The 23077-nt window shown below is 72.5% G+C and carries 15 protein-coding genes; 7 read left to right on the top strand and 8 right to left on the bottom strand.

Annotation, left to right across the window (positions count from 1 at the left end; translation table 11 throughout):
* Positions 1-107: 107 nt before the first annotated feature.
* Entirely contained in the window at positions 108-2510 is a 2403-nt protein-coding gene (gene lon / locus ACWF79_RS21555) for an endopeptidase La (RefSeq protein ID WP_453729728.1), read from the bottom strand.
* Positions 2511-2641: 131 nt separating this feature from the next.
* Between lon and ACWF79_RS21550 the strand changes: the two genes are divergently transcribed.
* From ACWF79_RS21550 to ACWF79_RS21525, 6 genes are all read left to right on the top strand, one after another.
* Positions 2642-3280, top strand: a complete 639-nt coding sequence (locus ACWF79_RS21550; protein WP_453729727.1) for a GNAT family N-acetyltransferase — start codon at positions 2642-2644, stop codon at positions 3278-3280.
* 88 nt (positions 3281-3368) lie between these two features.
* Positions 3369-3935 (top strand): hypothetical protein, encoded by a 567-nt coding sequence (locus ACWF79_RS21545; RefSeq protein WP_453729726.1) that lies wholly within the window; start codon positions 3369-3371, stop codon positions 3933-3935.
* Positions 3936-4118: 183 nt separating this feature from the next.
* Positions 4119-4784 carry a spermidine synthase gene (locus ACWF79_RS21540; protein ID WP_453729725.1) on the top strand — a complete coding sequence of 222 codons (666 nt, stop codon included), beginning with the start codon at positions 4119-4121 and terminating at the stop codon, positions 4782-4784.
* A 59-nt stretch (positions 4785-4843) separates the two neighbouring features.
* On the top strand, positions 4844-5581 hold the full coding sequence (locus tag ACWF79_RS21535; protein WP_315891128.1) for a response regulator transcription factor: 738 nt from the start codon (positions 4844-4846) through the stop codon (positions 5579-5581).
* Positions 5578-6675 (top strand): HAMP domain-containing sensor histidine kinase, encoded by a 1098-nt coding sequence (locus ACWF79_RS21530; RefSeq protein ID WP_453729724.1) that lies wholly within the window; start codon positions 5578-5580, stop codon positions 6673-6675. The genes ACWF79_RS21535 and ACWF79_RS21530 overlap by 4 nt, the downstream gene beginning before the upstream one ends.
* 280 nt (positions 6676-6955) lie before the next feature.
* Positions 6956-10765 (top strand): multifunctional oxoglutarate decarboxylase/oxoglutarate dehydrogenase thiamine pyrophosphate-binding subunit/dihydrolipoyllysine-residue succinyltransferase subunit, encoded by a 3810-nt coding sequence (locus ACWF79_RS21525; RefSeq protein WP_453729723.1) that lies wholly within the window; start codon positions 6956-6958, stop codon positions 10763-10765.
* Positions 10766-10852: 87 nt separating this feature from the next.
* Here ACWF79_RS21525 and fxsT read toward each other — a convergent pair whose 3' ends face one another.
* The 7 genes from fxsT to ACWF79_RS21490 all read right to left on the bottom strand — a co-directional run bounded on the left by fxsT (position 10853) and on the right by ACWF79_RS21490 (position 22779).
* Positions 10853-13876, bottom strand: a complete 3024-nt coding sequence (fxsT, locus tag ACWF79_RS21520; RefSeq protein WP_453729722.1) for an FxSxx-COOH system tetratricopeptide repeat protein — start codon at positions 13874-13876, stop codon at positions 10853-10855.
* 58 nt (positions 13877-13934) lie between these two features.
* Positions 13935-15263, bottom strand: coding sequence for an aKG-HExxH-type peptide beta-hydroxylase (locus tag ACWF79_RS21515; RefSeq protein ID WP_453729721.1), 1329 nt, complete (start codon positions 15261-15263; stop codon positions 13935-13937).
* Positions 15264-15382: 119 nt separating this feature from the next.
* The gene (locus ACWF79_RS21510) at positions 15383-15589 is read right to left on the bottom strand and encodes a hypothetical protein (RefSeq protein WP_453729720.1); all 207 of its coding nucleotides are present in this window, start codon (positions 15587-15589) and stop codon (positions 15383-15385) included.
* 139 nt (positions 15590-15728) lie between these two features.
* Complete coding sequence (locus ACWF79_RS21505) at positions 15729-18971, bottom strand: SAV_2336 N-terminal domain-related protein (protein ID WP_453729719.1); 3243 nt, start codon at positions 18969-18971, stop codon at positions 15729-15731.
* Positions 18972-18978: 7 nt separating this feature from the next.
* Entirely contained in the window at positions 18979-19986 is a 1008-nt protein-coding gene (locus ACWF79_RS21500) for an AAA family ATPase (protein WP_361436596.1), read from the bottom strand.
* Positions 19987-20098: 112 nt separating this feature from the next.
* Positions 20099-22300, bottom strand: coding sequence for a VMAP-C domain-containing protein (locus ACWF79_RS21495; protein ID WP_453729718.1), 2202 nt, complete (start codon positions 22298-22300; stop codon positions 20099-20101).
* The gene (locus tag ACWF79_RS21490; protein ID WP_453729717.1) at positions 22297-22779 is read right to left on the bottom strand and encodes a CU044_2847 family protein; all 483 of its coding nucleotides are present in this window, start codon (positions 22777-22779) and stop codon (positions 22297-22299) included. Before ACWF79_RS21490 ends, ACWF79_RS21495 begins: the two co-directional genes overlap by 4 nt.
* Before the next feature lie 96 nt (positions 22780-22875).
* On the opposite strand from ACWF79_RS21490, the gene ACWF79_RS21485 reads away from it, so the two are divergent.
* Positions 22876-23058, top strand: coding sequence for a DUF6104 family protein (locus tag ACWF79_RS21485; RefSeq protein WP_037695221.1), 183 nt, complete (start codon positions 22876-22878; stop codon positions 23056-23058).
* Positions 23059-23077: the final 19 nt, after the last annotated feature.

Below are 23077 nucleotides of genomic sequence, written 5' to 3'. Positions count from 1 at the left end.
CGGCCCCCAACTCATGATCAGCATAAGGATGTACGACGAGGAGTGGGGCGCCCCCGTGAAGGGGCCGCCCCACTCCTCGTACCCAAGTACCGCCGTGGCGCCGCTTCTTACGCCGCCGCGCTCACCGCCACCTGCGCCGGGGCCAGGGCGATCTCCAGGACCTGGCGCACGTCCGTCACCGGGTGGACCTCCAGCTTCTGAAGGATCTCGGCCGGGACGTCGTCCAGGTCGGCCTCGTTCCGCTTCGGGATCACGACGGTCGTGATGCCCGCCCGGTGCGCCGCGAGCAGCTTCTGCTTCAGGCCGCCGATCGGCAGGACCCGCCCGGTGAGCGAGACCTCACCGGTCATCGCCACGTCCGTCCGGACCAGCCGGCCGGAGAGCAGCGAGGCGAGGGCCGTCGTCATCGTGATGCCCGCGCTCGGGCCGTCCTTCGGCACCGCGCCCGCCGGGAAGTGGATGTGCACGCCCCGGTCCTTCAGACCGGTCACCGGCAGCTCCAGCTCCGCGCCGTGCGACCGCAGGAAGGAGAGCGCGATCTGCGCGGACTCCTTCATCACGTCGCCCAGCTGACCCGTCAGGGTCAGCCCCGCCGCGCCCGTCTCCGGGTCGGCGAGCGACGCCTCCACGAAGAGGACGTCACCGCCCGCTCCCGTGACGGCGAGACCGGTCGCCACGCCCGGTACGGACGTACGGCGCTCGGCCGGGTCCTGCGCGGACTCCGGGATGTGGTGCGGCCGCCCGATCAGCCCGCGCAGATCGTCGACGCCGACCGTGAACGGCAGCTCACGGTCGCCCAGTTCGTGCTGTGCCGCGACCTTCCGCAGCAGCCGCGCGATGGACCGCTCCAGGTTCCGTACGCCCGCCTCTCGGGTGTACTCGCCCGCCAGCTTCCGCAGCGACCCGTCCTCGAGAACCACCTCGCCGGGCTCCAGGCCCGCGCGCTCCAGCTGCCGGGGCAGCAGGTGGTCACGGGCGATGACGACCTTCTCGTCCTCCGTGTACCCGTCGAGCCGGACCAGCTCCATCCGGTCGAGCAGCGCCTCCGGGATGGCCTCCAGGACGTTCGCCGTCGCGAGGAACACGACGTCGGAGAGGTCGAGTTCGACCTCCAGGTAGTGGTCGCGGAAGGTGTGGTTCTGCGCCGGGTCCAGGACCTCCAGGAGCGCGGCCGCCGGGTCGCCCCGGAAGTCCGAGCCGACCTTGTCGATCTCGTCGAGGAGCACCACCGGGTTCATCGACCCGGCCTCCTTGATCGCCCGTACGATCCGGCCCGGCAGCGCGCCGACGTACGTACGCCGGTGGCCGCGGATCTCCGCCTCGTCCCGTACGCCGCCGAGCGCGACCCGGACGAACTTGCGCCCCATGGCGTGCGCGACGGACTCGCCCAGCGACGTCTTGCCGACACCGGGCGGGCCGACCAGGGCCAGGACCGCGCCTCCGCGCCGGCCGCCGACCACGCCGAGACCGCGCTCGGCGCGCCGCTTGCGCACCGCCAGGTACTCGGTGATCCGTTCCTTCACGTCCTCCAGGCCCGCGTGCTCGGCGTCGAGGACGGACTTGGCGCCCTGGATGTCGTACTGGTCCTCGGTGCGTTCGTTCCACGGCAGTTCGAGGACGGTGTCGAGCCAGGTGCGGATCCAGGATCCCTCCGGGGACTGGTCGCTGGACCGCTCCAGCTTCTCGACCTCCTTGAGGGCGGCCTCCCGCACCTTCTCCGGCAGGTCGGCGGCCTCCACGCGCGCCCGGTAGTCGTCGGACTCGTCGCCTTCCGCCTCGCCGTTGAGGTCGCGCAGCTCCTTGCGTACGGCGTCCAGCTGGCGCCGCAGCAGGAACTCGCGCTGCTGCTTGTCGACGCCCTCCTGGACGTCCTTCGCGATGGACTCGGCCACGTCCTGCTCGGCCAGGTGCTCGCGCAGCTGGGCGGTGGCGAGCTTGAGGCGGGCGACCGGGTCGGCGGTCTCCAGGAGTTCGACCTTCTGCTCGACGGTGAGGAAGGGCGAGTAGCCGGAGTTGTCGGCGAGCGCGGCGACGCCGTCGATCTGCTGGACGCGGTCCACCACCTGCCAGGCGCCGCGCTTCTTCAGCCAGCTGGTGGCCAGCGCCTTGTACTCCTTGACCAGCTCGGTCACCGAGCCGGGCAGCGGGTCGGGCACGGTCTCCTCGACGACGCTGCCCTCGACCCACAGGGCGGCGCCGGGTCCGGTCGTGCCCGCGCCGATCTTGACGCGGCCGAGGCCGCGGATCAGGGCGCCGGGGTCGCCGTCGGACAGCCGGCCCACCTGTTCGACGGTGCCGAGGACACCGGTCCCGGCGTACGTGCCGTCGACGCGGGGCACGAGCAGCACCTTGGGCTTGCCCGTACCCGAGCGGGCCGCGGCCTGGGCGGCCTCGACCGCTGCGCGTACGTCGTTGTCGGACAGGTCGAGCGGCACCACCATTCCGGGCAGCACGACCTCGTCGTCGAGCGGCAGCACGGGCAGAGTGAGCGGTGAGGACGTCGCAGCCATGATCTCCCCTTCGGCAGTCAAGTTGAGCTATGTGGACTCAATGCACATGAGCCTCCGGATGTTCCCCGAGGGCCGTTCGCTCTGAGCGATCACTCTGGCGCGGGGCGTCGCGCAGGACCTGTAATACCTCCATGGATATTGCGTCTATTACCTCCGCGTGGGTGGCGGGCTGGACGGTCTCGCGCGGAACGTCGCCCGCCGTGGTCGAGCCCTGGGGCTGGCGGATCGACGTCGGCCTGCCCACGCACGTCTTCCGGCACGTCCTGCCGGCGCCGGACGCGGTGTCCGTCGGAAAGCTCTGCGAGGCCATCGACGTACCGGGCGCGTGGCTGAAGATCATGGCGGGGCCGGAGGAGGCGGCGGAGTGGATCACCCCGGGGTGGACCGTTCCGGACGACCCCGGCTACATGATGAGCAAGGCCTTGGACCCGGGGGCGCGCCCGCCGGCGCCGGAGGGGTACGCGCGGACGACGGAGACCCGGGACGGGGTGATCCGGGTCCGGATCGTGGCCCCGGACGGCACCCTCGCCGCGCGCGGGCAGATCGCCCCGACGGGGGTGACGGCGGTCGCCGACCAGATCGAGACCGATCCCGGCCACCGCCGCCGCGGCCTCGGCGCGAACGTGATGCGCACCCTGGAGGCGGCCGCCGCCCAGGCGGGCGCGACCACGGGCATCCTCTCGGCCACCCGTGACGGCCTGGCCCTCTACGACAGCCTGGACTGGCGCTACGAGTGCCCCCTGACGGGGATCGTCCGGGACGCCCCGTAGCCCGGGCGCACCGGGTGGCCGCACGGCCCCGCATCGACGCCCCGCACGGCCCTGGTCAACCGGATCGGGTGAGGGCATGCTCGGGGCCATGGTGCGCAGAAGAACGGCATGGGCGGCGTCGGCGGTACTGGTCCCGTTGCTGGCGGTGGCCGGGTGCGGCGACCAGGACACCTCGTCGGCGCCGGTGGTGACCCAGGAGGGGACCGCGAAGCCGGCCCCGACCGGCACGGTACCCACCGCCGGGACCGTCCCGGCGCCACCGGTCCCCACAGGGGCCGACGGGACGGTGAAGAACGACCACGAGCCCGGCCCCCGCGAGGTCCTCGTCGAGGTGAACGTCAACGGCGGCCTGGCCGGCGTCCGCAACCAGCTGATCGTCCACCACGACGGCAGCTACACCACCCGCTCCGGCACGCAACCGCCGCGCACCGGCCGGATGACCCCCTCCGAAGTGGCCGAACTGCGCGCGGCGTTGGAGGACCCGGCCTACGCGAAGGTGCCCACACGCCCGACGGGCCGACCGGTGCCCGACGGCTTCCAGTACGTCCTCACCCACCGGTACCGCGTCGTGGTCGCCGGCGAGGGCGAACGCCCGCCGGCCCTCCAGCGCGTCTTCGAGGCCCTGCCCAACGGCGGCCCGCCGACGGCCCCCTGACCGAAGCGATCGGATCCCATGTCCATGATCTTGGATCCATGATCCTGGACATTGGATCCAAGATCCGATCTGCCCTGGGATCTGTCGGATCCCAGCATCGGATCCGGCATCCCGTTTGTCCCGGCCCTCCCCGCCCCGCGAGGATGGCCGCGACAGCCGTCTGCCGAGACCGGGAGTGTGAACATGTCCAGCCCCGTCATCCTCGACCGCCGCGACAGCCCGTACGGAGAAGTCGTACTGCGGCGGCGCGACGAGCATTTCGAGATCATCGCCAACGGTACGTTCCTGATGGACACCTCCGACGGACGTTCGGAGCGGCGGCTGATCGACGCGGCGATGGACGCCCTCGGCGGGCGCACGGGTGCCTCCGTCCTCATCGGCGGCCTCGGCGTCGGCTTCTCCCTCGCGCACGCCGCAGCGGACCCCCGCTGGTCCCGCATCGCCGTGGTCGAGCGCGAGCAGGCGATCATCGACTGGCACCGCGAAGGACCGCTCGCCGCGATCTCCGGGACGGCTCTGGCCGATCCGCGCAACGTGATTCTGCACACGGACCTGGTGACGTACGTCCACGACTCCCCCGACACGTACGACGCACTGTGCCTGGACATCGACAACGGACCCGACTGGACGGTCACCGACGGCAACCAAAGCCTGTACTCCGCCGAGGGGTTGGCGGCCTGCGCCAGGCGTCTGCATCCGGGCGGAGTTCTCGCCGTCTGGTCGGCCCAGCCGTCCGCCGTTTTCGAAGAGTCCTTGCGGAATGCCGGATTCAGCGGGGTACGGACCGAAGAGATCCCCGTTGCCCGGGGCGTCCCTGACGTGGTGCACCTCGGCATCAGGCCTGCGTAGCCGGGATGCTGTCCGTGCCTCTAGGCTGCTGGCCGACACCAGCGATGCGAGGCGGGGCAATGGAGCAGACACACACCACTCACCACGGTGCGGCGGCCACTCCGGGTGCGCAGCGGCGGGTGCTGGTCGTCGAGGACGACACGACGATCGTGGATGCGATCTCCGCCCGGCTCCGGGCGGAAGGATTCCTCGTCCAGACGGCGACGGACGGTCCGGCGGCGGTCGACGCCGCCGAGGCCTGGCAGCCGGACCTGATGGTGCTCGACGTGATGCTGCCCGGTTTCGACGGCCTGGAGGTCTGCCGCCGCGTCCAGGCGCAGCGCCCGGTGCCGGTCCTGATGCTGACCGCGCGGGACGACGAGACGGACATGCTGGTCGGACTCGGCGTCGGCGCCGACGACTACATGACCAAGCCGTTCTCCATGCGTGAGCTGGCCGCCCGGGTGCACGTCCTGCTGCGCCGGGTGGAGCGCGCCGCGCTCGCGGCCGTCACCCCGCGGAGCGGGATCCTGCGCCTCGGCGAGCTGGAGATCGACCACGCGCAGCGCCGGGTCCGCGTCCGCAACGACGACGTGCACCTGACGCCGACCGAGTTCGACCTGCTGGTCTGCCTGGCGAACACCCCGCGCGCGGTCCTCTCCCGCGAGCAGCTGCTCGCGGAGGTCTGGGACTGGGCGGACGCCTCCGGCACGCGGACGGTCGACAGCCACATCAAGGCGCTGCGCCGGAAGATCGGGGCCGAGCGGATCCGCACGGTCCACGGAGTCGGCTACGCACTGGAGACGCCGGCGTCATGAGCCGCCGGGGGCAGCGCCCCGAGTCCCGGAGGAGGCGCCGGATCGTGATCTCGATCAAGACCAAGCTGGGCACGCTGGTCGTCGGGGCGGTCCTGCTGACCTCGGGGCTCGCGCTCGTGGCGATCCGGACCTCCACGGAGTTCCGGTACATCACGATCTTCGCGATGATCGCGACCCTGCTGATCACGCAGTTCGTGGCGCAGTCGCTGACGGCGCCGCTGGACGAGATGAACACGGTGGCGGGGTCGATCTCGCGCGGGGACTTCAGCCGGCGGGTGCGCGGCGCGGACCGCCGTGACGAGCTGGGCGACCTGGCCTCGACGATCAACCGCATGGCGGACGACCTGGAGTCCGTCGACCGGCACCGCAAGGAACTGGTCGCGAACGTCTCGCACGAGCTGCGCACCCCCATCGCCGCCCTCCGGGCCGTCCTGGAGAACGTCGTGGACGGGGTCTCGCAGGCCGATCCGGAGACGATGCGTACGGCCCTGAAGCAGACCGAGCGGCTCGGCAGACTGGTGGAGACGCTCCTCGACCTGTCACGGCTCGACAACGGTGTCGTCACGCTCAAGGCACGACGCTTCGAGGTCTGGCCGTATCTCTCCGGGGTGCTGCGCGAGGCCAATCTCGCCGCGTCCCAGCGCGGTCTGTCCTCCACGTCCGGCCTGCACAACCGTACGGACGTCCATCTGCACCTGGACGTCTCGCCGCCCGAGCTGACCGCCCACGCGGACGCGGAGCGGCTGCACCAGGTGATGGCGAACCTGATCGACAACGCGGTGAAGCACTCGCCGCCGCACGGCCGGGTGACCGTGCGGGCCCGGCGCGGGGCGTGGCCGGACTCGCTGGCCCTGGAGGTCGAGGACGAGGGCCCGGGCATCCCGGAGGCGCTGCGGCACACGGTCTTCGAGCGGTTCAACCGGGGCCAGGTGCCGGCGCAGTCCGGCAAGGGCAGCGACGGCGGTACGGGCCTGGGGCTCGCGATCGCCCGCTGGGCGGTGGATCTGCACGGCGGCGAGATCGGAGTGGCCGAATCGTCACGTGGCTGCCGAATCCAGGTCACTCTTCCGGGCAGCCTTCCGGCACGGGATTGACGTAGGGTCGAACCGGAAGCACATGTTCTGCGTGTACATGGACAGGACACGATCAGGACGTGGTCAGGGATGCGTACCTCAGGGGCCGCAACCCGGGTCTCTCGTACCCGCGAGAGGGCAGAACCACGCTTGTTTCCCGCCATTCCCTGCCCTGAAACGCCGCGTCAAGTGTGACTTGCGCGACGTTGGTAGTGCCCGGCCTGCACCTGTCGGTCAGGGAGGCGTAGCCTTTATTTCCGCTGTCCATCACCTTGTGAAGCGGAAGAGGGCGGTTACCGCCGTGTCGTCTCAGTCCCCCAGTTCCCCGAGTACCTCCACCGGCCAAGACGGGCAGGGTCAGAACCCTGCGACCGCCTTCGGCGCCAATGAGTGGCTCGTCGACGAGATCTACCAGCAGTACCTCCAGGACCCGAATTCGGTCGACCGTGCCTGGTGGGACTTCTTCGCCGACTACAAGCCCGGCGCCACGGAGACCCCGGCCGCCGCGCCGCAGGTGAGCCCCGCACAGGCCGCACCTGCCGCGCCCGCCGCTCCGGCGCCCGCCAAGGCCGTCCCGGCCCCGGCCGCCGCCGCCCCGGCCCAGGCCGCTCCGGCGAAGCCCGCCGCCCAGGCCGCTCCGGCCCAGGCCGCCCCGGCTCAGGCGAAGCCCGCCGCCGCCCCGGCCGCCGCGAAGCCCGCCGCCGCGAAGCCCGCCCCCGCCGCCCCGGCGGCCGAGGCGCCCGCCGGCCCCGAGCTGCTCACGCTGCGCGGCCCCGCCGCCGCCGTCGCGAAGAACATGAACGCCTCGCTGGAGGTGCCGACGGCCACGTCCGTCCGCGCCGTCCCGGTGAAGCTGCTCTTCGACAACCGGATCGTGATCAACAACCACCTGAAGCGCGCCCGGGGCGGGAAGATCTCCTTCACGCACCTCATCGGGTACGCGATGGTGCAGGCGATCAAGGCCATGCCGTCGATGAACTACTCCTTCGCGGAGAAGGACGGCAAGCCGACGCTGGTCAAGCCGGAGCACGTGAACTTCGGCCTGGCGATCGACCTGGTGAAGCCGAACGGTGACCGCCAGCTCGTCGTCGCCGGCATCAAGAAGGCCGAGACGCTGAACTTCTTCGAGTTCTGGCAGGCCTACGAGGACATCGTCAAGCGCGCCCGCGTCGGCAAGCTGACGATGGAGGACTTCTCCGGCGTCACGGTCTCCCTGACCAACCCCGGCGGCCTCGGCACCGTCCACTCCGTGCCGCGTCTGATGCCCGGACAGTCCGTGATCATGGGCGTCGGCTCGATGGACTACCCGGCCGAGTTCCAGGGCACCTCCCAGGACACCCTGAACAAGCTGGGCATCTCCAAGGTCATGACGCTGACCTCGACGTACGACCACCGCGTCATCCAGGGCGCCGCCTCCGGCGAGTTCCTGCGCGTCGTCGCGAACTACCTCCTCGGCGAGGAGGGCTTCTACGACGACATCTTCAAGGCCCTGCGCATCCCCTACGAGCCGGTCCGCTGGCTCAAGGACATCGACGCCTCGCACGACGACGACGTCACCAAGGCCGCGCGCGTCTTCGAGCTGATCCACTCCTACCGGGTCCGCGGCCACGTCATGGCCGACACCGACCCGCTGGAGTACCGCCAGCGCAAGCACCCCGACCTGGACATCACCGAGCACGGCCTCACCCTGTGGGACCTGGAGCGGGAGTTCGCGGTCGGCGGCTTCGCCGGCAAGTCGATGATGAAGCTCCGCGACATCCTCGGCGTGCTGCGGGACTCGTACTGCCGCACCACCGGCGTCGAGTTCATGCACATCCAGGACCCCAAGCAGCGCAAGTGGATCCAGGACCGCGTCGAGCGCTCGCACTCCAAGCCGGAGCGCGAGGAGCAGCTGCGGATCCTGCGCCGCCTGAACGCGGCGGAGGCCTTCGAGACCTTCCTGCAGACCAAGTACGTCGGTCAGAAGCGGTTCTCCCTGGAGGGCGGCGAGTCCGTCATCCCGCTGCTCGACGCGGTCATCGACTCCGCCGCCGAGTCCCGTCTGGACGAGGTCGTCATCGGCATGGCCCACCGCGGCCGCCTGAACGTCCTCGCCAACATCGTGGGCAAGTCGTACGCGCAGATCTTCCGCGAGTTCGAGGGCAACCTCGACCCGAAGTCGATGCACGGCTCCGGCGACGTGAAGTACCACCTGGGCGCCGAGGGCACCTTCACGGGCCTGGACGGCGAGCAGATCAAGGTCTCGCTCACCGCCAACCCCTCGCACCTGGAGGCGGTCGACCCGGTCCTCGAGGGTGTCGTCCGCGCCAAGCAGGACGTCATCAACAAGGGCGGCACGGACTTCACCGTCCTGCCCGTCGCCCTCCACGGCGACGCGGCCTTCGCGGGCCAGGGTGTCGTCGCCGAGACCCTGAACATGTCGCAGCTGCGCGGCTACCGCACCGGCGGCACGGTCCACATCGTCATCAACAACCAGGTCGGCTTCACGGCGGCTCCCGAGTCGTCCCGCTCCTCCATGTACGCCACCGACGTGGCCCGCATGATCGAGGCGCCGATCTTCCACGTGAACGGCGACGACCCGGAGGCCGTGGTCCGCGTCGCGCGGCTCGCCTTCGAGTTCCGCCAGACGTTCAACAAGGACGTCGTGATCGACCTCATCTGCTACCGCCGCCGCGGTCACAACGAGGGCGACAACCCGCAGTTCACCAACCCGCAGATGTACAACCTGATCGACAAGAAGCGTTCGGTGCGCAAGCTGTACACCGAGTCGCTGATCGGTCGCGGCGACATCACCCTCGAAGAGGCGGAGCAGGCGCTCCAGGACTTCCAGGGCCAGCTGGAGAAGGTCTTCGCGGAGGTCCGCGAGGCCACCTCCGCCCCGGCCCCGGCGCACGTCCCGGACCCCCAGCCGGAGTTCCCGGTGCACGTCACCACGGCGGTCTCCCAGGAGATCGTCAAGCGGATCGCCGAGTCGCAGGTCAACATCCCGGAGCGGATCACGGTCCACCCGCGTCTGATGCCGCAGATGCAGCGCCGCGCGGCCTCGATCGACGACGGCACGATCGACTGGGGCTTCGGCGAGACCCTCGCCATCGGCTCGCTGCTCATGGAGGGCACCCCGGTCCGGCTGTCCGGCCAGGACTCCCGCCGTGGCACCTTCGGCCAGCGGCACGCGGTCCTGGTGGACCAGGAGACCGGCGAGGACTACACCCCGCTGCTCTACCTGGCCGAGGACCAGGCCCACTACAACGTCTACGACTCGCTGCTCAGCGAGTACGCGGCGATGGGCTTCGAGTACGGCTACTCGCTGGCCCGCCCGGACTCCCTGGTCATCTGGGAGGCCCAGTTCGGTGACTTCGTCAACGGCGCGCAGACCGTCGTCGACGAGTTCATCTCCTCGGCCGAGCAGAAGTGGGGCCAGACCTCCGGCGTCACGCTGCTCCTGCCGCACGGCTACGAGGGCCAGGGCCCGGACCACTCGTCCGCGCGCCCGGAGCGCTTCCTCCAGATGTGCGCCCAGGACAACATGACGGTCGCGATGCCGACCCTGCCGTCGAACTACTTCCACCTGCTGCGCTGGCAGGTCCACAACCCGCACCACAAGCCGCTGATCGTCTTCACCCCGAAGTCGATGCTGCGTCTGAAGGCGGCGGCGTCGAAGGTGGAGGAGTTCACCACCGGCGGCTTCCGCCCGGTGATCGGCGACGACAGCGTGAACGCCGCCGACGTCCGCAAGGTCGTCTTCTGCGCCGGCAAGGTCTACTACGACCTGGAGGCCGAGCGTCAGAAGCGCGGCGTCAAGGACACGGCGATCATCCGTCTGGAGCGCCTGTACCCGCTGCCGGGTGCCGAGCTCCAGGCCGAGATCGCCAAGTACCCGAACGCCGAGAAGTACCTGTGGGCGCAGGAGGAGCCAGCGAACCAGGGAGCGTGGCCGTTCATCGCGCTGAACCTGATCGACCACCTGGACCTGGCGGTCGGCGCCGACATCCCGCACGGCGAGCGCCTGCGCCGGATCTCGCGTCCGCACTCCTCGTCCCCGGCGGTCGGTTCGGCCAAGCGTCACCAGGCCGAGCAGCAGCAGCTGGTCAACGAGGTCTTCGACGCCTGACCCCGTCCGACCCGCCGCCCTGGCGGTACGTGTACGTCGAGAGGCCCGGCACCCCGAGAGGGGCGCCGGGCCTCCGGCGTTCGCGGGTCAGCCGAGGTAGGCCTCGAAGTCCCAGTACGGCCGGTTGCGCTGCCGTGCGGAGAGGGTGTGCGGGTGCTGGGCGCCGAGCGTCCGGGTGAGCGTCAGCAGGGCGTCCTCCTCGACCTTCCCGGCCTCCTCCACCTCGCGCAGCCCCCGCAGGTCGGCCGCGAGGGCGATCTGGCAGGAGAGCGTGAGGGGGTGGTCGGTGCCGAGGACGGTCCGCGCCCGCCGGAGCGTCTCCCGGCTCAGCTCGGTGGCGTCGCCGACCCGCCCGTTGAAGTTCCGCGCGGCGGCGGCGTTGAGCGCGCAGCCGAGCACCCAGGGGTGGTCGGACCCGAGCGAGGCGGTGAGCCCGGCGAGCGCGGACTCCAGCATGGCCATGGCGTCGGCGCGTTCACCGGATGCCTGCATGACGAGGCCGGTGTTGGCGAGCAGGCCCGTCGCGACGGGGTGGGCCGGGCCGAGCAGCGAGCGGTAGCCGGCCTCCGCCTCCTGGGTGAGTTCTCTGGCCTGGTCGAGATCTCCGTGCTCGCGCAGGTAGTTGGCGTAGTTGTTGATGAAGGCGAGCGTGACGTGGTGTCCGCGGCCGTGGACCTGCTCGATCTGGTCGAGGAGGCTGGCCATCTGGGCGCCGATGTCCTGCTGGCTGCTGCCCTCGCGCCTGCGGCAGAGCGCGAGTTGCGAGCGGGCCGCGAGGGTCTGCGGATGCTGGGCCCCGAGGACCTGGGCGTGCAGGCGGACGTTGGCCTCCTGCCGTACGAGCGCGTCGCGGTAGCGGCCGAGCAGGCGCAGGTCGTGGGCGAGGGCGTTGGCGGAGTTCAGGGTGTTGGCGTGCCGGGTGCGCAGGACCGTCTCACGGCGTGCGAGGGTCTCGGCGTCGAGGTCGTAGGCCTCCTGGTACCGGCCGAGAAGGCGCAGGCTCACCCCGAGGTTGTGCCGGGCGAGGAGGGTCATGAACTCGTTCTCGCCGAGCAGGCCCTGGGTCTCCGCGAGCAGTTGGCGCTGGAGTTCCTCGGCCTCCGTGTACTGGCCGAGGTAGCGCAGGTCGCTGACGTACGCGCTGCGCGCGATCAGTTCGGCGAGTTCGTTGCGGGGTGAGGCGGCCCGCAGTCGTTCGAACACGGCCGAGTCGAGGGCGTGCGCCTCGCGGAAGCGGCCGCTGGAGCGCAGGATGCTGCCCTCCTGGGTGATCAGGTCGAGCATGGGCTGGGCGAGCGGGTCCACGAACTCGCTCCAGCTCGCGCGGATCTGCTCGGCGAGCCGGGTGCCCGCCTTGAACTCGCCGCTGCGGTAGCAGTAGCGCAGACAGTTCAAGACGGCGGTCTGGACGCGGGGGTTGCGGCTTTCGAGCGCGCCGGAGGGCTCCAGGTGCGGGAGCAGTTCGGCGTACCGGGGCCAGTTCCGGCTGTCCATGGGGTTGCCGGGGTCGGCCTCGGCGACGAGGGTGCGGACGGCCTTGCGGTGGGCCTCGCGGTGCGGGCCGTCGGTGAGCCGGGAGACGATGTCGTGCACCAGCCGGTGCATGTGGATCGACTCCTGGTGCGGTTCCATGTCGGTGTTCATGGGGCCGCGGGTCTCGCGGGTGAGGACGGAGTAGTTCACCAGGGTGTCGAGCGCGCGGCTCCAGGCGGGCAGGTCGGTGGCCATCCACCGCAGGTCCTCGGGCAGGTCGGCCTGCGGGTAGGCGCGGACCAGGCCCAGCGGGATGCGGCCGGGGGCGAAGGAGGCACAGAGGCTGAGGATCTCGACGGCCTGCGGTTGGGAGCGGCGGAGCCGGTTGATCAGTATGGCCCAGGACGTGAGCGAGGCGTTGGGGAAGCCGTCGACGGTGTGGCTGTCGTCGACGGTGGACAGGCGGCCTTCGCGGACCATGCGGAGGTACTCGGGTGCTTCCATGCCGGACTCGCCCAGCCAGGCCGCGGCCTGGACGAGCGGCAGGGGGACGTCGCCGAACTCGGCGGCGACCTCGTCGGCCTCCATGGCGCTGATGTGCGGGGCCCGGCGCATGAGGTAGGCGGTGGACTCGGACCGTTCGAAGCCGGTGACTTCGAGGAGGTCGGTGTGGTCGCCCCAGCCGCGGTTGCGGGACGTGATGAGGACGTGTCCGGGGCCGTTCGGCAGCATGACGTTGACGCCCTCGATGTCGTCCCACCCGTCGAAGACGATCAGCCAGCGGCCGTGCGGGTCTCCGCGGCGCAGCGCTTCCCGTACGGCGCGGATGCGTTCGCCGGGCTCGCTGCCGACGGGGAGGCCCAGTTCGACGGCGAGTTCGGCGAAGCGGTCGCGCTGGATGTTGCGGTCGTCGGAGTTGACCCACCAGACGACGTCGTAGTCGGGGCTGAAGCGGTGGGCGTACTCGGCGGCGATCTGGGTCTTGCCGATGCCGGACATGCCGAGGAGCGCGCAGGCCGCGCTGCCGCGCTCGGCGTCCATCAGGCGTTCCTGGAGCTCGGCGAGCAGGTCGTCGCGGCCGGTGAAGCGGGGGTTGCGGCGCGGGATCTCGCCCCAGATCTCGGGAGGCGTGTCGGGGTAGCGGTTGCGTGCGCCGGGGGGAATCCGCCGCCCGGCGCGGCGCGGTTCGATCCCCAGTCTGGCGAGGAGCCGCGATTCGGCCTCCTCCTCGCCGACGCCCCAGAGGCTGACGGGCTCCAGGACGGCGGTGGCGGGGAGGAGCGGCTTGTTGGTGAGGTTGACCGCGGCGAACCGGTCGGCGTGGGCGGCGACGAATCCGCGGAGTGCGTCGTTCCATTCGCCGGCCGGGCGTGGCCCCAGTTCGAAGAACCAGTCGTTGAGGACGAGGAGGACCTGTCCGCGCGCGAGCAGCAGGTCGCTCAGGGAGTCCTCCAGCGGCACCTCGCGCGGCGGGTCCCAGCGGTGCGGGGTCGCGCGCACGCCGTTCAGCTCCAGGCGCTGACTGATCCAGGTGGCCCAGGGCCGGTGGTAGCCGGGGAAGACCACCAGGACATGCTCGGGTGTCGTGCCTCCGCGGTGTGCCGCCCCGCCTCCGCCCGACCGCGCCAGTTCCGCCATGTGTACGTCTCCCTGTCCGCTCACGCGCCACTCAGTGTCATAGCCCGCCTGCATAGTGTCACCGTACGGCCTTCGTGGTGGCACCCAGGCACGCATGGTGCCTGTGCATTTCGTTGCTGAACTCGCGCCCGGCAATGGTCAGTTCATCGGATTCAAGCAGGATCGAGAGCGCCTCGCCCACCTGATGGTGAACACGCTCGAACTGCCTCGCGGCCCGGGAGCGCCACGCGGCGGGTATGCCCGGGGTCACGGCCGCCCGGTGCCAGAGGTCGATCAGGGCGAGGTGGGCGTAGGCCCCCTGGAGGACTCCGGCGAGGGGGCGCGCGTCGGTCCGCCAGCCGACGCGGTGCACCTCCGGCGGGTTGTGCGCGCCCTGCGTGCGGTAGAGCGGTACGAGTTCGTGCACCGCGGCCAGTTTGGTGTGGTGGCTCTCGTGGACCGCGATCTCGGCCATCTCGCCGGGGCCGCGCGGCAGGGAGGCGAGAACGGCCCCGGGTGCGGCCCGCAGGGTGGCGCCGATCGAGCTCCCGCCCTCGTCGGCCGGCTCCAGGGGGACGAGGAGGCGCACGATCCTGCGCACTTCACCGGCCCGCCCGCGGTCGGTCGCCGTGAGGAGTTCCATCGCCGCGCGCCACCGGGCGGCCCAGAGGCTCCGCTCGGCCGCGTCGAGGGTGGCGGCGCCGCGCGGCGGCATGCCGATGCCTCCGGCGGGCACCCGGTAGGGGTCCAGGTCGTCGAGGATCGCGCCGCTTCCCGGCAGGCGGTACAGCGGCTTCCAGTCGAGGCCCGTCGCCTTCGGCATGCCGCCGCGCGGGGCGGGGAGCAGCAGGACCGGGCGCGCGGGAGCGGCCGACGGTGGCGCCCCAGGGCCCTCCGCCGTCTCCGAAGGCGCGGGCGTCAGCCGTGCCAGGTGGGACGAGGCGATCACGCTGACCTGTCGGGCCTCGGTCGGCAACATGCCGACGCCGGTGAGGTGGAGCCCTCCCCGAGTGGTCGGCACGGTCAGGTCGAGGGGGCAGCCGGCCCGCAGGGCGGCGGTCACGGCGAGGGAGTCGAGCCGGGCCAGATGCTCGTCGAACACAGGCCCGGGCGGTGCGGCGAGGGCGACGGCCAGCCAGGTCCCGGTCGTGGGGTAGTCGAGGACGTCCCGTACCGCGTCCGGGCGGCGGCGCTCGACCCGCTCCAGGAGCTGCCAGGAGGCCTGGAAGCGTTCGTACACGCCGGTGCCGTGCTCGGCACGGTGGCGCAGCACCCGGATCAGGAGAGCCTTGAGCAGCAGCATCCGGCGGGCGTGCAGCGTGGAACGGAGCAGGCCCGCGCCGTCGCCGGTCGGCCGGGTGCGGGCGAGTTGGGCCAGCGTGGCGGCCGGCAGGGGGCTGCTGGTCATCTCAGCCTCCCGGCCCACGATGCGGGCATCCGGCGCGTACGGTCGTCCCTCTCGCCCACGGGGGCGTGCGGCGCCCGGATCTGGCCGGATTCGGGTGCGTCGGGGTCAGACCTGGCAGATCAGGGCGGGTCTTCGTTCGAGAACCAGGACTCGCCCAGTTCCGCGACGCGCCCGAGGACGCGGTCCACCGCGGCCACGAGCTCGGGGTCGGCCATGTCGCGAAGGGTCCGCAGGTCCACGGCGGTGAGATCAGGCAGGTGCGGAGGCTGGTCGGCATTTCGGTCGACCTGGTCGACGCCGGTCGCCCACTCCGTGTGCTCGAACACCCTCGGCTCCTCCTCACCGGCGCCAGTCCCCCACGGTCGTAGCGGCGGAGCGGTTCTTCCCGACGCCAGGAAGACGGAAACCCGTTCGACTCAACTGCGCCCATTCACGCCCCCGTTATTCAGCCGATTCGTACGGCTGCTAGCCGCCCGTTTCGCTCCAGGTCCACCAGGGAGGTACCGTTCGCGCCCGTTCGTCCTCGGAGAGTCTCCTCGGGGGCCGGCCGGCGCCGGCGCTCACCTCGGCCAGCAGGTTCCTGGTCCGTTCCACGTCGTTCCAGTCCACCTCCACGAACGCGGCGTCGAGGCGTCGCCACTGTTCGGCGGCGGCCCGCAGCGCGGTCTCGGCGCGGCCCTTGCTCCCCATCAGGTGCAGCAGAGCCCCTTGGGCGTGCAGCGCGCGGGCGCCGGTGATCGTGCCCGGGCTGTCGCCGTGGGCCGACAGGGCGTCCTCCCAGGAGCGTTGGTAGGCCGCGAGCGCGTCGCCGTGGCCTCCGTCCCGGGTCACTCCGCTCAACTCCAGTCTCACCCGTCCCAGTTGCAGCCACACCTCGGAGCGCAGTCCGATGTCCCGAGTCGTGCGTGCGGCCTGCTCCAGGAGGTGGCGGCTCTCGAAGAGGTCGGGCAGGAATCCGGCCCGGTGGAAGCGCAGGGCCAGCACGCTGCCGATGAGGATGCCGGCCCGGGCGCGCTCCGGGGCGTCGGCCGGAAGGCTGGTGAAGGCCTCACGCAGCACGCCCTCCGCGCGGTCCACGGGGGCCTGCCCGGAGGTGGTCGCGGCGCGGCGCATCAGGGACTCCCCCCACGTCATCAGGATCCGGCCACGCTGTCCGCTGTCGGCGGGGGCGAGCAGGCTGGCCTCCTCGTACGCGGTGTCGGCCGCCGGCCCTTCACCCGCCGCGTCGTGGAGCCGGGCGCGCGCCGTCGTCCAGCGCAGCCGCAGGGCGACGCCGTCGCCGAGGAGCTCCCCCGCCCGATCCAGTACGGGCGTGATCTCGGCCGGGTCGGCGCCCGAGAGGTGCAGGGCGTCGGCGAGGTCGAGGAGCGCCGGGGCGCTCTCCCGGAGGGAGAGCGCGGTGGTGAGCTCGGTCGCCGCGGCGGCGCCGTCGCCGCGCGCGAGGAGCAGCCGCCCCCGCCGCAGATGCAGCGTGTGGTGGTGGGCCTCGGGCCAGTCCGGCACGTCGCCGAAGAGCGCGTCGAGGGCGTCGTCCAGGTGCCGGGGGTCGGCCGTGTGCCGCCACAACCCGTGGTGCGCGACTGCCTGTTCGAGCCGCGCCTCGGCCCACTCCGGGCCGCCCGGTTCGGCCAGGCCGCCGGCCCGCTCCAGCTCGGTCAGCGCGCGGTCCAGCAGCTCCCGACGGCGTTCGGTGCCCTGGACGGCGGCGGTGCCGGACTCCGCGTACAGCACGCGTCCGAGCAGGATCCCGGCCTCCACGGGGTGCTCGGGCAGCGCGGCCTCGGCCTGTCGGCGCGCGCGGACGAGCAGCGAGGAGTCGGACTGGCCGAGCCACTGCTCGAAGAGCCGTCGGGCGGCTGCCAGCGGGTCGGGGGTGATCAGGTCGGGGTGGTAGAAGCGGAGCACGCGCGCGGGGATACGGGCGAAGAGTTCGGGTTCCGTGCCGACCGGGCCGGTGGGCTCCTCGGTCCCGTCGACCGGGCCGGGCGCGGGCGTCCGGTCCTCGCCGGTGTCGTGGCCCGCGAGCCGGGCGGCCGCGAGCGCCGGGAAGTTGCGCATGCCCTGGCCGAAGTTGCGCTCCACGTACTCGGAGCAGTGCTTGAGCACGAGCGCGGCGGCGCCCCGGTCCAGGGAGCCGAGGAGGTGCTGCTGGACGCGCGGCGGATAGCTGAAGCACGGGTACGGGGAAGGGCCGGGCAGTTGCCGCAGGAGCCCGCTGAGCAGGACCTCGGCGAGCTCCATGGGGCCGGTGTCGGGCAGCATCGCGCGCTGGACGAGCTGCATGACGGGGAGCGCGAGCGGGGCGGCCGCGAGGTGGACGGCGAGCCGCAGCGCGCCCGGCGATGCGCCCGCGGTGAAGGCCCGCAGCAACTCCTCGTCGCTGCGCGGGGTGCGGGGACCGCTCGGGGCCGCGCCGGAGGGCCCTGGATGCGGGGTGCCGCGGGTCGCGCCGGGGGATGCCGGGTGGGGCGCGTCGGCGCTCCTCGGCGCCTCGGCGGCGATCGTCGCCGCCCAGCCGCGGACCGCGCCCGAGCCGTGGCCGGCGTGGAGCCGCGCCCAGGAGGCGAACGCCTCGGGGGTGGGCGTGAGCACGGGCACCGCGCGCGTGTCGGGGGCGGGCGGCTCCCAGGGCTCCTCGTCCGGCTGGAAGCCGGTGTGGCCGCCGGGGGACGAGGGGCGCAGTAACAGCCCCGGCTCCACCGACAGCGCGGTCCGGGGCCAGAGCCGTGGGGGCAGCGGCTGGACGAGGGCGAGCGGGGACTGCCGGGGCCACTGGTGGATCAGCCGCTGGGCGGCGCCGCGCTGCCACAGCGGGCCGACGCAGTCGCTGACGATCAGGGTGAGGCGGCGGCCGGTGGGGTCGTGGAGCTGGTCGCCGGGGCGCAGCCGGGGCCGGCCGTCGGATCCGGAGGTGGTGGTGACCAGCGGGGCGCCCTCCCCCGTGTCGTACAGGCGGTGCACCTGGACGTCGCGGAAGGCACCGGACTGCTGGCAGGCCTGGCGCAGTTCCTCGACCATGCGGGTCCAGACGACCATGGCGGGGCCGGTGTCCATGAGCAGCTGGATGTCGGGGCGGCGGCCCGCCGCCGGGCGCAGGACCGGGGTGAGGATGCCCGCCGCCGCGCTGCGTTCGGCGGTCGCCTCCTCGTCCAGGAGGCCTTCACCGGGCCGGAGCGGGAAGTGGGCGTAGTGGCGCAGGGGGCGAAGCGCCTTCTGCAGGCCGAGGAGGCCGGGCAGCGCGTTGGCGCCGGGCGCGCGGACGGGCAGGGCCCTGCTGCCCCTCGCCGTCCGTGCGCTGCCGGGAGTCACGCCGATGAACGGCCGGATGTCGACGGTGTCGGTGGCGCGGGCGGGCCGGTCCGTGTCGCCGTCGGGGCTGGTGGCACCTGCGGGGCCGGTGCCGTCGCCCGGCGCGCGGTCGCCGCCGCCACCCGTACTCGTACGGGAGGAACGGGCGTCGCCGCCGTCCCCCCGCTCACCGATGGCTGGATCTCGCCCCTCCTCCGCGGAGGCGGGGCGGTCCGGGTCCGCCCGGAGGACCCCGGGGATTCCCGCCGGGCCGTCACCGGCGTCGCCGCCCGCCGGGTCCGGGGCAGCCGCCGGGAGCCACTGGGCGAGCCAGACGGCGTCCGCGACCTCCTCGGCCGTGGGGTCCTGCCCACCGGCCCGCAGTCTGCGGGTGAGTTCTTCCAGATGCATCCGGTGCATCCGGCCATCACCTCGGCTGATCGAGCGGCTGCATGAGCATGTCCGCGATGCGTTCCCGGGTCACCCGCTCGGTGCGCGGGGCGTGCTGGGTCAGATAGATCGCGTTCAGGAGCTGGTCGGTGGCGATGACCTCGCCGGGTTCGCGGTTGAGGAAGCGGCTGACCAGCCCCTCCTCGCCGGCCGCCGCGTCGGGTCCGAGATGCGCCTCGATCATGGCGCCGAGCTGCTCCTCGCCCGGCGGCTCCAGCTCCAGGCGGATGCAGCGGCGCAGCAGGGCGGCGGGGAAGTCCCGTTCGCCGTTGGAGGTGAGCACGATGAAGGGGAAGGTGGAGCAGCGGATCCGGCCGCCCTGGACGGGCACCTTCCGCCCGTCGTCCGTGAGCACCTGGACCACCGGCTCGCGGTCGGCCAGCCGCTCCAGCTCCGGGATGGCGAACTCGCCCTCCTCCAGGGCGTTCAGCAGGTCGTTCGGCAGGTCCAGGTCGCTTTTGTCGAGCTCGTCGATGAGCAGGACCCGGGGCTGCTCGGAGGGGAGCAGCGCGGTGCCGAGCGGTCCGAGTCTGATGTACGAGCCGATGCCCGCCGGGGTCGCGGCGGGCACCGTCGAACCGGCCTGGGCGCGCTCCAGCTGGACGTCCTGGAGCCGGCCGATGGCGTCGTAGCGGTAGAGCCCGTCCTGGAGGGTCGACCGGGAGACGATCGGCCACCGAAGGACCCGGCCCAGGCCCAGTTCGTGGGCGACGGCGTGGGCGAGCGTGGACTTTCCGGTGCCGGGGTTGCCGGTGACCAGGAGCGGCCGGCGCAGGTAGAGCGCGGCGTTGACGGCGTCGGTCTCGGCGGGTCGGGGGTGGTGGTTCTGGACCAGGCGGCGGCGCACGCCGAGCCGTCGGTCGGAGCCGGCCAGGGTGTCGTCGGCGCCGCCGGTCGAGAAGTCCCGCCACGGCGGAGGAGCGGGCAACCGCCGTATCTCGTCGTGCGGGTGGCCGGCACCACGGTAGATCCGCCAATCGTTCACGATGAACTCCTCCTGGCTGCAGTGGTGTCGTGGACCGGCCCGTCGAACGTACCTCCCGACCGCACCCGCTGCCGATGCGCGAACCGGACCATTTGTCCGCGTGTCCGGCCGGTCACCACTCCTCCTCGCCGAGCATCGGCGGGCCCTGGAGGGGATCTTCGTGCGGCGGGCGGTCCGGGGGATCGAAGAGGACGGCGAGGTTCGCGGCCCAGGCGTGCTCGGACTCGGAAGGGACGAACGGGCCGCCGTCGCCGGCTTCACCGAAGGAGGGATCCGGGGCCAGGTCCGGACCCTGGTCCGCCCCCAGGCCCACGCCCGGTCCCAGGCCCAAGTCCGGTCCCGCGTCTGCGTCCAGGCCCAGATCCAGGTCCATGTCCAGGTCCAGGTCCGCGAAGGCCCGCTTGCGCAGGGAGATGACCGGCCCGTGCAGCCCCTCGGCCCGGCCCGCCTCGGCGAGCAGCCGGTCGGCCCGCTCGTGGAACTCGGCGCAGCGCGCGTGGTCGTGTTCATGGGCGCCGGTGCGCCACAGGGCGATGGGGTGGCCGGCGGCGAGCGCGGCGGCCATGGCCTTGAGCCCGTCGCCGCTGCCCACGGGGCCGCAGTACACCGGTACCGAACCGTCCTCGGCCTCCGAGAGCCGTACCCAGGTCTGCCGGGGCGACTCCCGGCGGATCCGGTGCGCCCCGTGCACGTCCCGCGCCGCCGCGAGCGCCTCGGCGCGCAGCGGTACGGCCCGCAGCGGGCCCACACCGGCCGTCCGCCACCGCATGTGCCACTCGGGCGCGGGCGGGCGGGCGTGGCGGCCCGCGTCCCGTATGACCACGATCCGGCGGTGGCCGAGGGGCAGCGAGCGTTCGTCGAAGAGCTCGTCGTCGGGCGAGAGGCGCCAGGTGTCGAGGGGTTCGTCGAAGAGCTCGCGCGGCAGCAGCGCCTCGACGGCGGCCAGGTGCTCGCCCCGGTCGCCGCGGGCCAGCGCGTCCGCGAGCGGCTCGCGCAGGGTGTCCCGGAGCCGCTCGCGCTCGACGCCCTCGTCGTCGCCGTGCAGTGGGGTGATGGTCCGCCCGTCGAAGAGCAGCTTCACCCGCCAGGGGAATTTCCGGCCGTAGGGCGGGGTGTCGATCTCGACCAGGACGTCGGCCCGCGCCCCGGGCTCCGGGGCGGCCGAACGTCCCTTGGAGGCACGCCCGTTCGTCAGGATGCCGGCGATGGTCTTGCGGGTGCCGAGCGGCATCTCCGCGGCCGCGTCGGTGACCCAGGCGGCCAGGACGCGGATCGCGGCGCTGTCCCCGTGCCGCTCCCTGACGTGCCGGGCGACCTTCGCCGCGTACACGAGCACGGCGTTCGGGCCGAGGTCGGTGGCCGACTCCTGGTTCGGCTCGTGGAGTTCGTGGAGGAGGCCGACGCCCTCGCGCCAGGTCTGCGGGGCGACTTCGAGAACGGGCCGCAGGTCGTGGCCGACCGTGAGCCGCCGGGCCTCGTCGACGAGGTGCAGCACCTCCCCGGGCCCGGTGGGCGGGGGGAGTTCGGCGAGCCGCCCGTACAGATGGATACGGCGTCCGGGGTCGAGGCCCTGGGCGGTGGGCGGCCGGTGGTGGAGCTGCGCCCTGGTCCAGTCGGCCTCGCCGGAGACGGAGCGGTACCGGGCGAGGTGGTGCCGGTCGTGGTCCCGCATGACCTCGGAGAGCACCTCGCCGCCCCGCTCGCGGTGGAGCCTGCGCAGGGAGGCGATGGGGACGGCGGCGCCCTCGTCCGCGCCGCGACCCTTGTTGAGCCCGATGACGACCGCGCGGTTCAGGTCGACGACAGGTCCGCCGGAGAGCCCCTCGACGGGCTGCGTGCCGCTCAGCAGGAGGGCTTCGCCGTCGACGCCGTGGACCGTGCCGACGGCGTCCCGGATCGCGAGCCGGCCGGTCACCCGGGACCAGCCGTACAGCGCGACCGGGATGGGCTGGGCGATGACGGGCGGGCGCTCACTGAGCCGTACGCAGCTCGCGTCCCGGGCGTCGGGGACGCGGACGAGCGCGAGGTCCGGGAAGTCCCAGCGGTCCAGCTGCACTTCGGGCGCGGCGGGGCGCGGGCTGGCGAGGACGACCTCGCCGGTCGTCACTCCGCCGTCCCAGACGATGCCGACGGCCCGCTCGCCTTTCCACACCGCGCTTCCCCCCTTTGCCACGACGTGGGCGCAGGTCAGCACCCAGCCGGGGGCGATGAAGAAGCCGGTGCCCCAGTACCGGTCGCCGTGCGGGTCATACCCGTCACCGGGAGCCGCGATGCGTACCAGTGCAGGGCGCACGAGGGTTTCGAAGGCGCTCATACGGCGCCATCGGCCGCCGGCTGGTGCGGCGACCGCGCGTCGGGCACCGGCGCGGGGCCCTGTTCCGTTCCATGGGCAGGGCCTGGTTCCGTACCGGATGCCTGGCCCGGTTCCGTACCGGACACGGCTCCCGATTCCGTACCGGACGCGGGGCCCGGTTCGGTCCAGGTGAGGGAGACCGCGATCGAGGCCGTGCCGCCGCCCTCCGCGAGGACGCTGATCACCTTGCCGGCCTGGGCGGTCAGTTCGATGCCGAAGCTGACGGACACCTCGACCGGCGCCTGCGGGTCGAGCCCGCCCCGCAGGGAGCCGACGACCCCGCGCACGACGTCGGTGAGCCCCTCCGCCATGGAGATCACCCGGTCGCCGATGCCGGTGTCCGTGAAGCCGCCGCCCCGGCGGAGTTCCTCCGGCTCGCTGACGCGGGCCCAGACGGGTGTGCCGTCGTCCAGTCGTATCCGAGCGATCCCGTGCGTCACAGCGGCCCCCCGCTCCCCGAAACGATGATGAAGAAGGCTAGTCCCTGCCGCTGACGAGCGCGATAGGCCGTGCGGACCACGGCCTATCCTGATCGCATGTACTTCACTGACCGTGGCATCGAGGAACTGGAGAAGCGGCGCGGCGAGGAGGAGGTCTCCTTCGAGTGGCTCGCCGAGCAGCTGCGGACGTTCGTCGACCTCAACCCCGACTTCGAGGTGCCCGTCGAGCGCCTCGCGACCTGGCTGGCCCGCCTCGACGACGAGGACGAGGACGAGTAGCACGCCCTCCCCGCCGGTG

The sequence above is a fragment of the Streptomyces sp. NPDC054975 genome, assembly GCF_053609105.1.
Note: the sequence above shows the minus strand (reverse complement) of the source record. Positions and strands in the feature narration are given on the sequence as shown.

Bases quoted from the DNA above. Each gene is read 5' to 3' on its own strand.
- lon (WP_453729728.1), bottom strand. From the start codon at position 2,510: ATGGCTGCGACGTCCTCACCGCTCACTCTGCCCGTGCTGCCGCTCGAC.
- ACWF79_RS21550 (WP_453729727.1), top strand. From the start codon at position 2,642: ATGGATATTGCGTCTATTACCTCCGCGTGGGTGGCGGGCTGGACGGTC.
- ACWF79_RS21545 (WP_453729726.1), top strand. From the start codon at position 3,369: ATGGTGCGCAGAAGAACGGCATGGGCGGCGTCGGCGGTACTGGTCCCG.
- ACWF79_RS21540 (WP_453729725.1), top strand. From the start codon at position 4,119: ATGTCCAGCCCCGTCATCCTCGACCGCCGCGACAGCCCGTACGGAGAA.
- ACWF79_RS21535 (WP_315891128.1), top strand. From the start codon at position 4,844: ATGGAGCAGACACACACCACTCACCACGGTGCGGCGGCCACTCCGGGT.
- ACWF79_RS21530 (WP_453729724.1), top strand. From the start codon at position 5,578: ATGAGCCGCCGGGGGCAGCGCCCCGAGTCCCGGAGGAGGCGCCGGATC.
- fxsT (WP_453729722.1), bottom strand. From the start codon at position 13,876: ATGGCGGAACTGGCGCGGTCGGGCGGAGGCGGGGCGGCACACCGCGGA.
- ACWF79_RS21515 (WP_453729721.1), bottom strand. From the start codon at position 15,263: ATGACCAGCAGCCCCCTGCCGGCCGCCACGCTGGCCCAACTCGCCCGC.
- ACWF79_RS21505 (WP_453729719.1), bottom strand. From the start codon at position 18,971: ATGCACCGGATGCATCTGGAAGAACTCACCCGCAGACTGCGGGCCGGT.
- ACWF79_RS21495 (WP_453729718.1), bottom strand. From the start codon at position 22,300: ATGAGCGCCTTCGAAACCCTCGTGCGCCCTGCACTGGTACGCATCGCG.
- ACWF79_RS21485 (WP_037695221.1), top strand. From the start codon at position 22,876: ATGTACTTCACTGACCGTGGCATCGAGGAACTGGAGAAGCGGCGCGGC.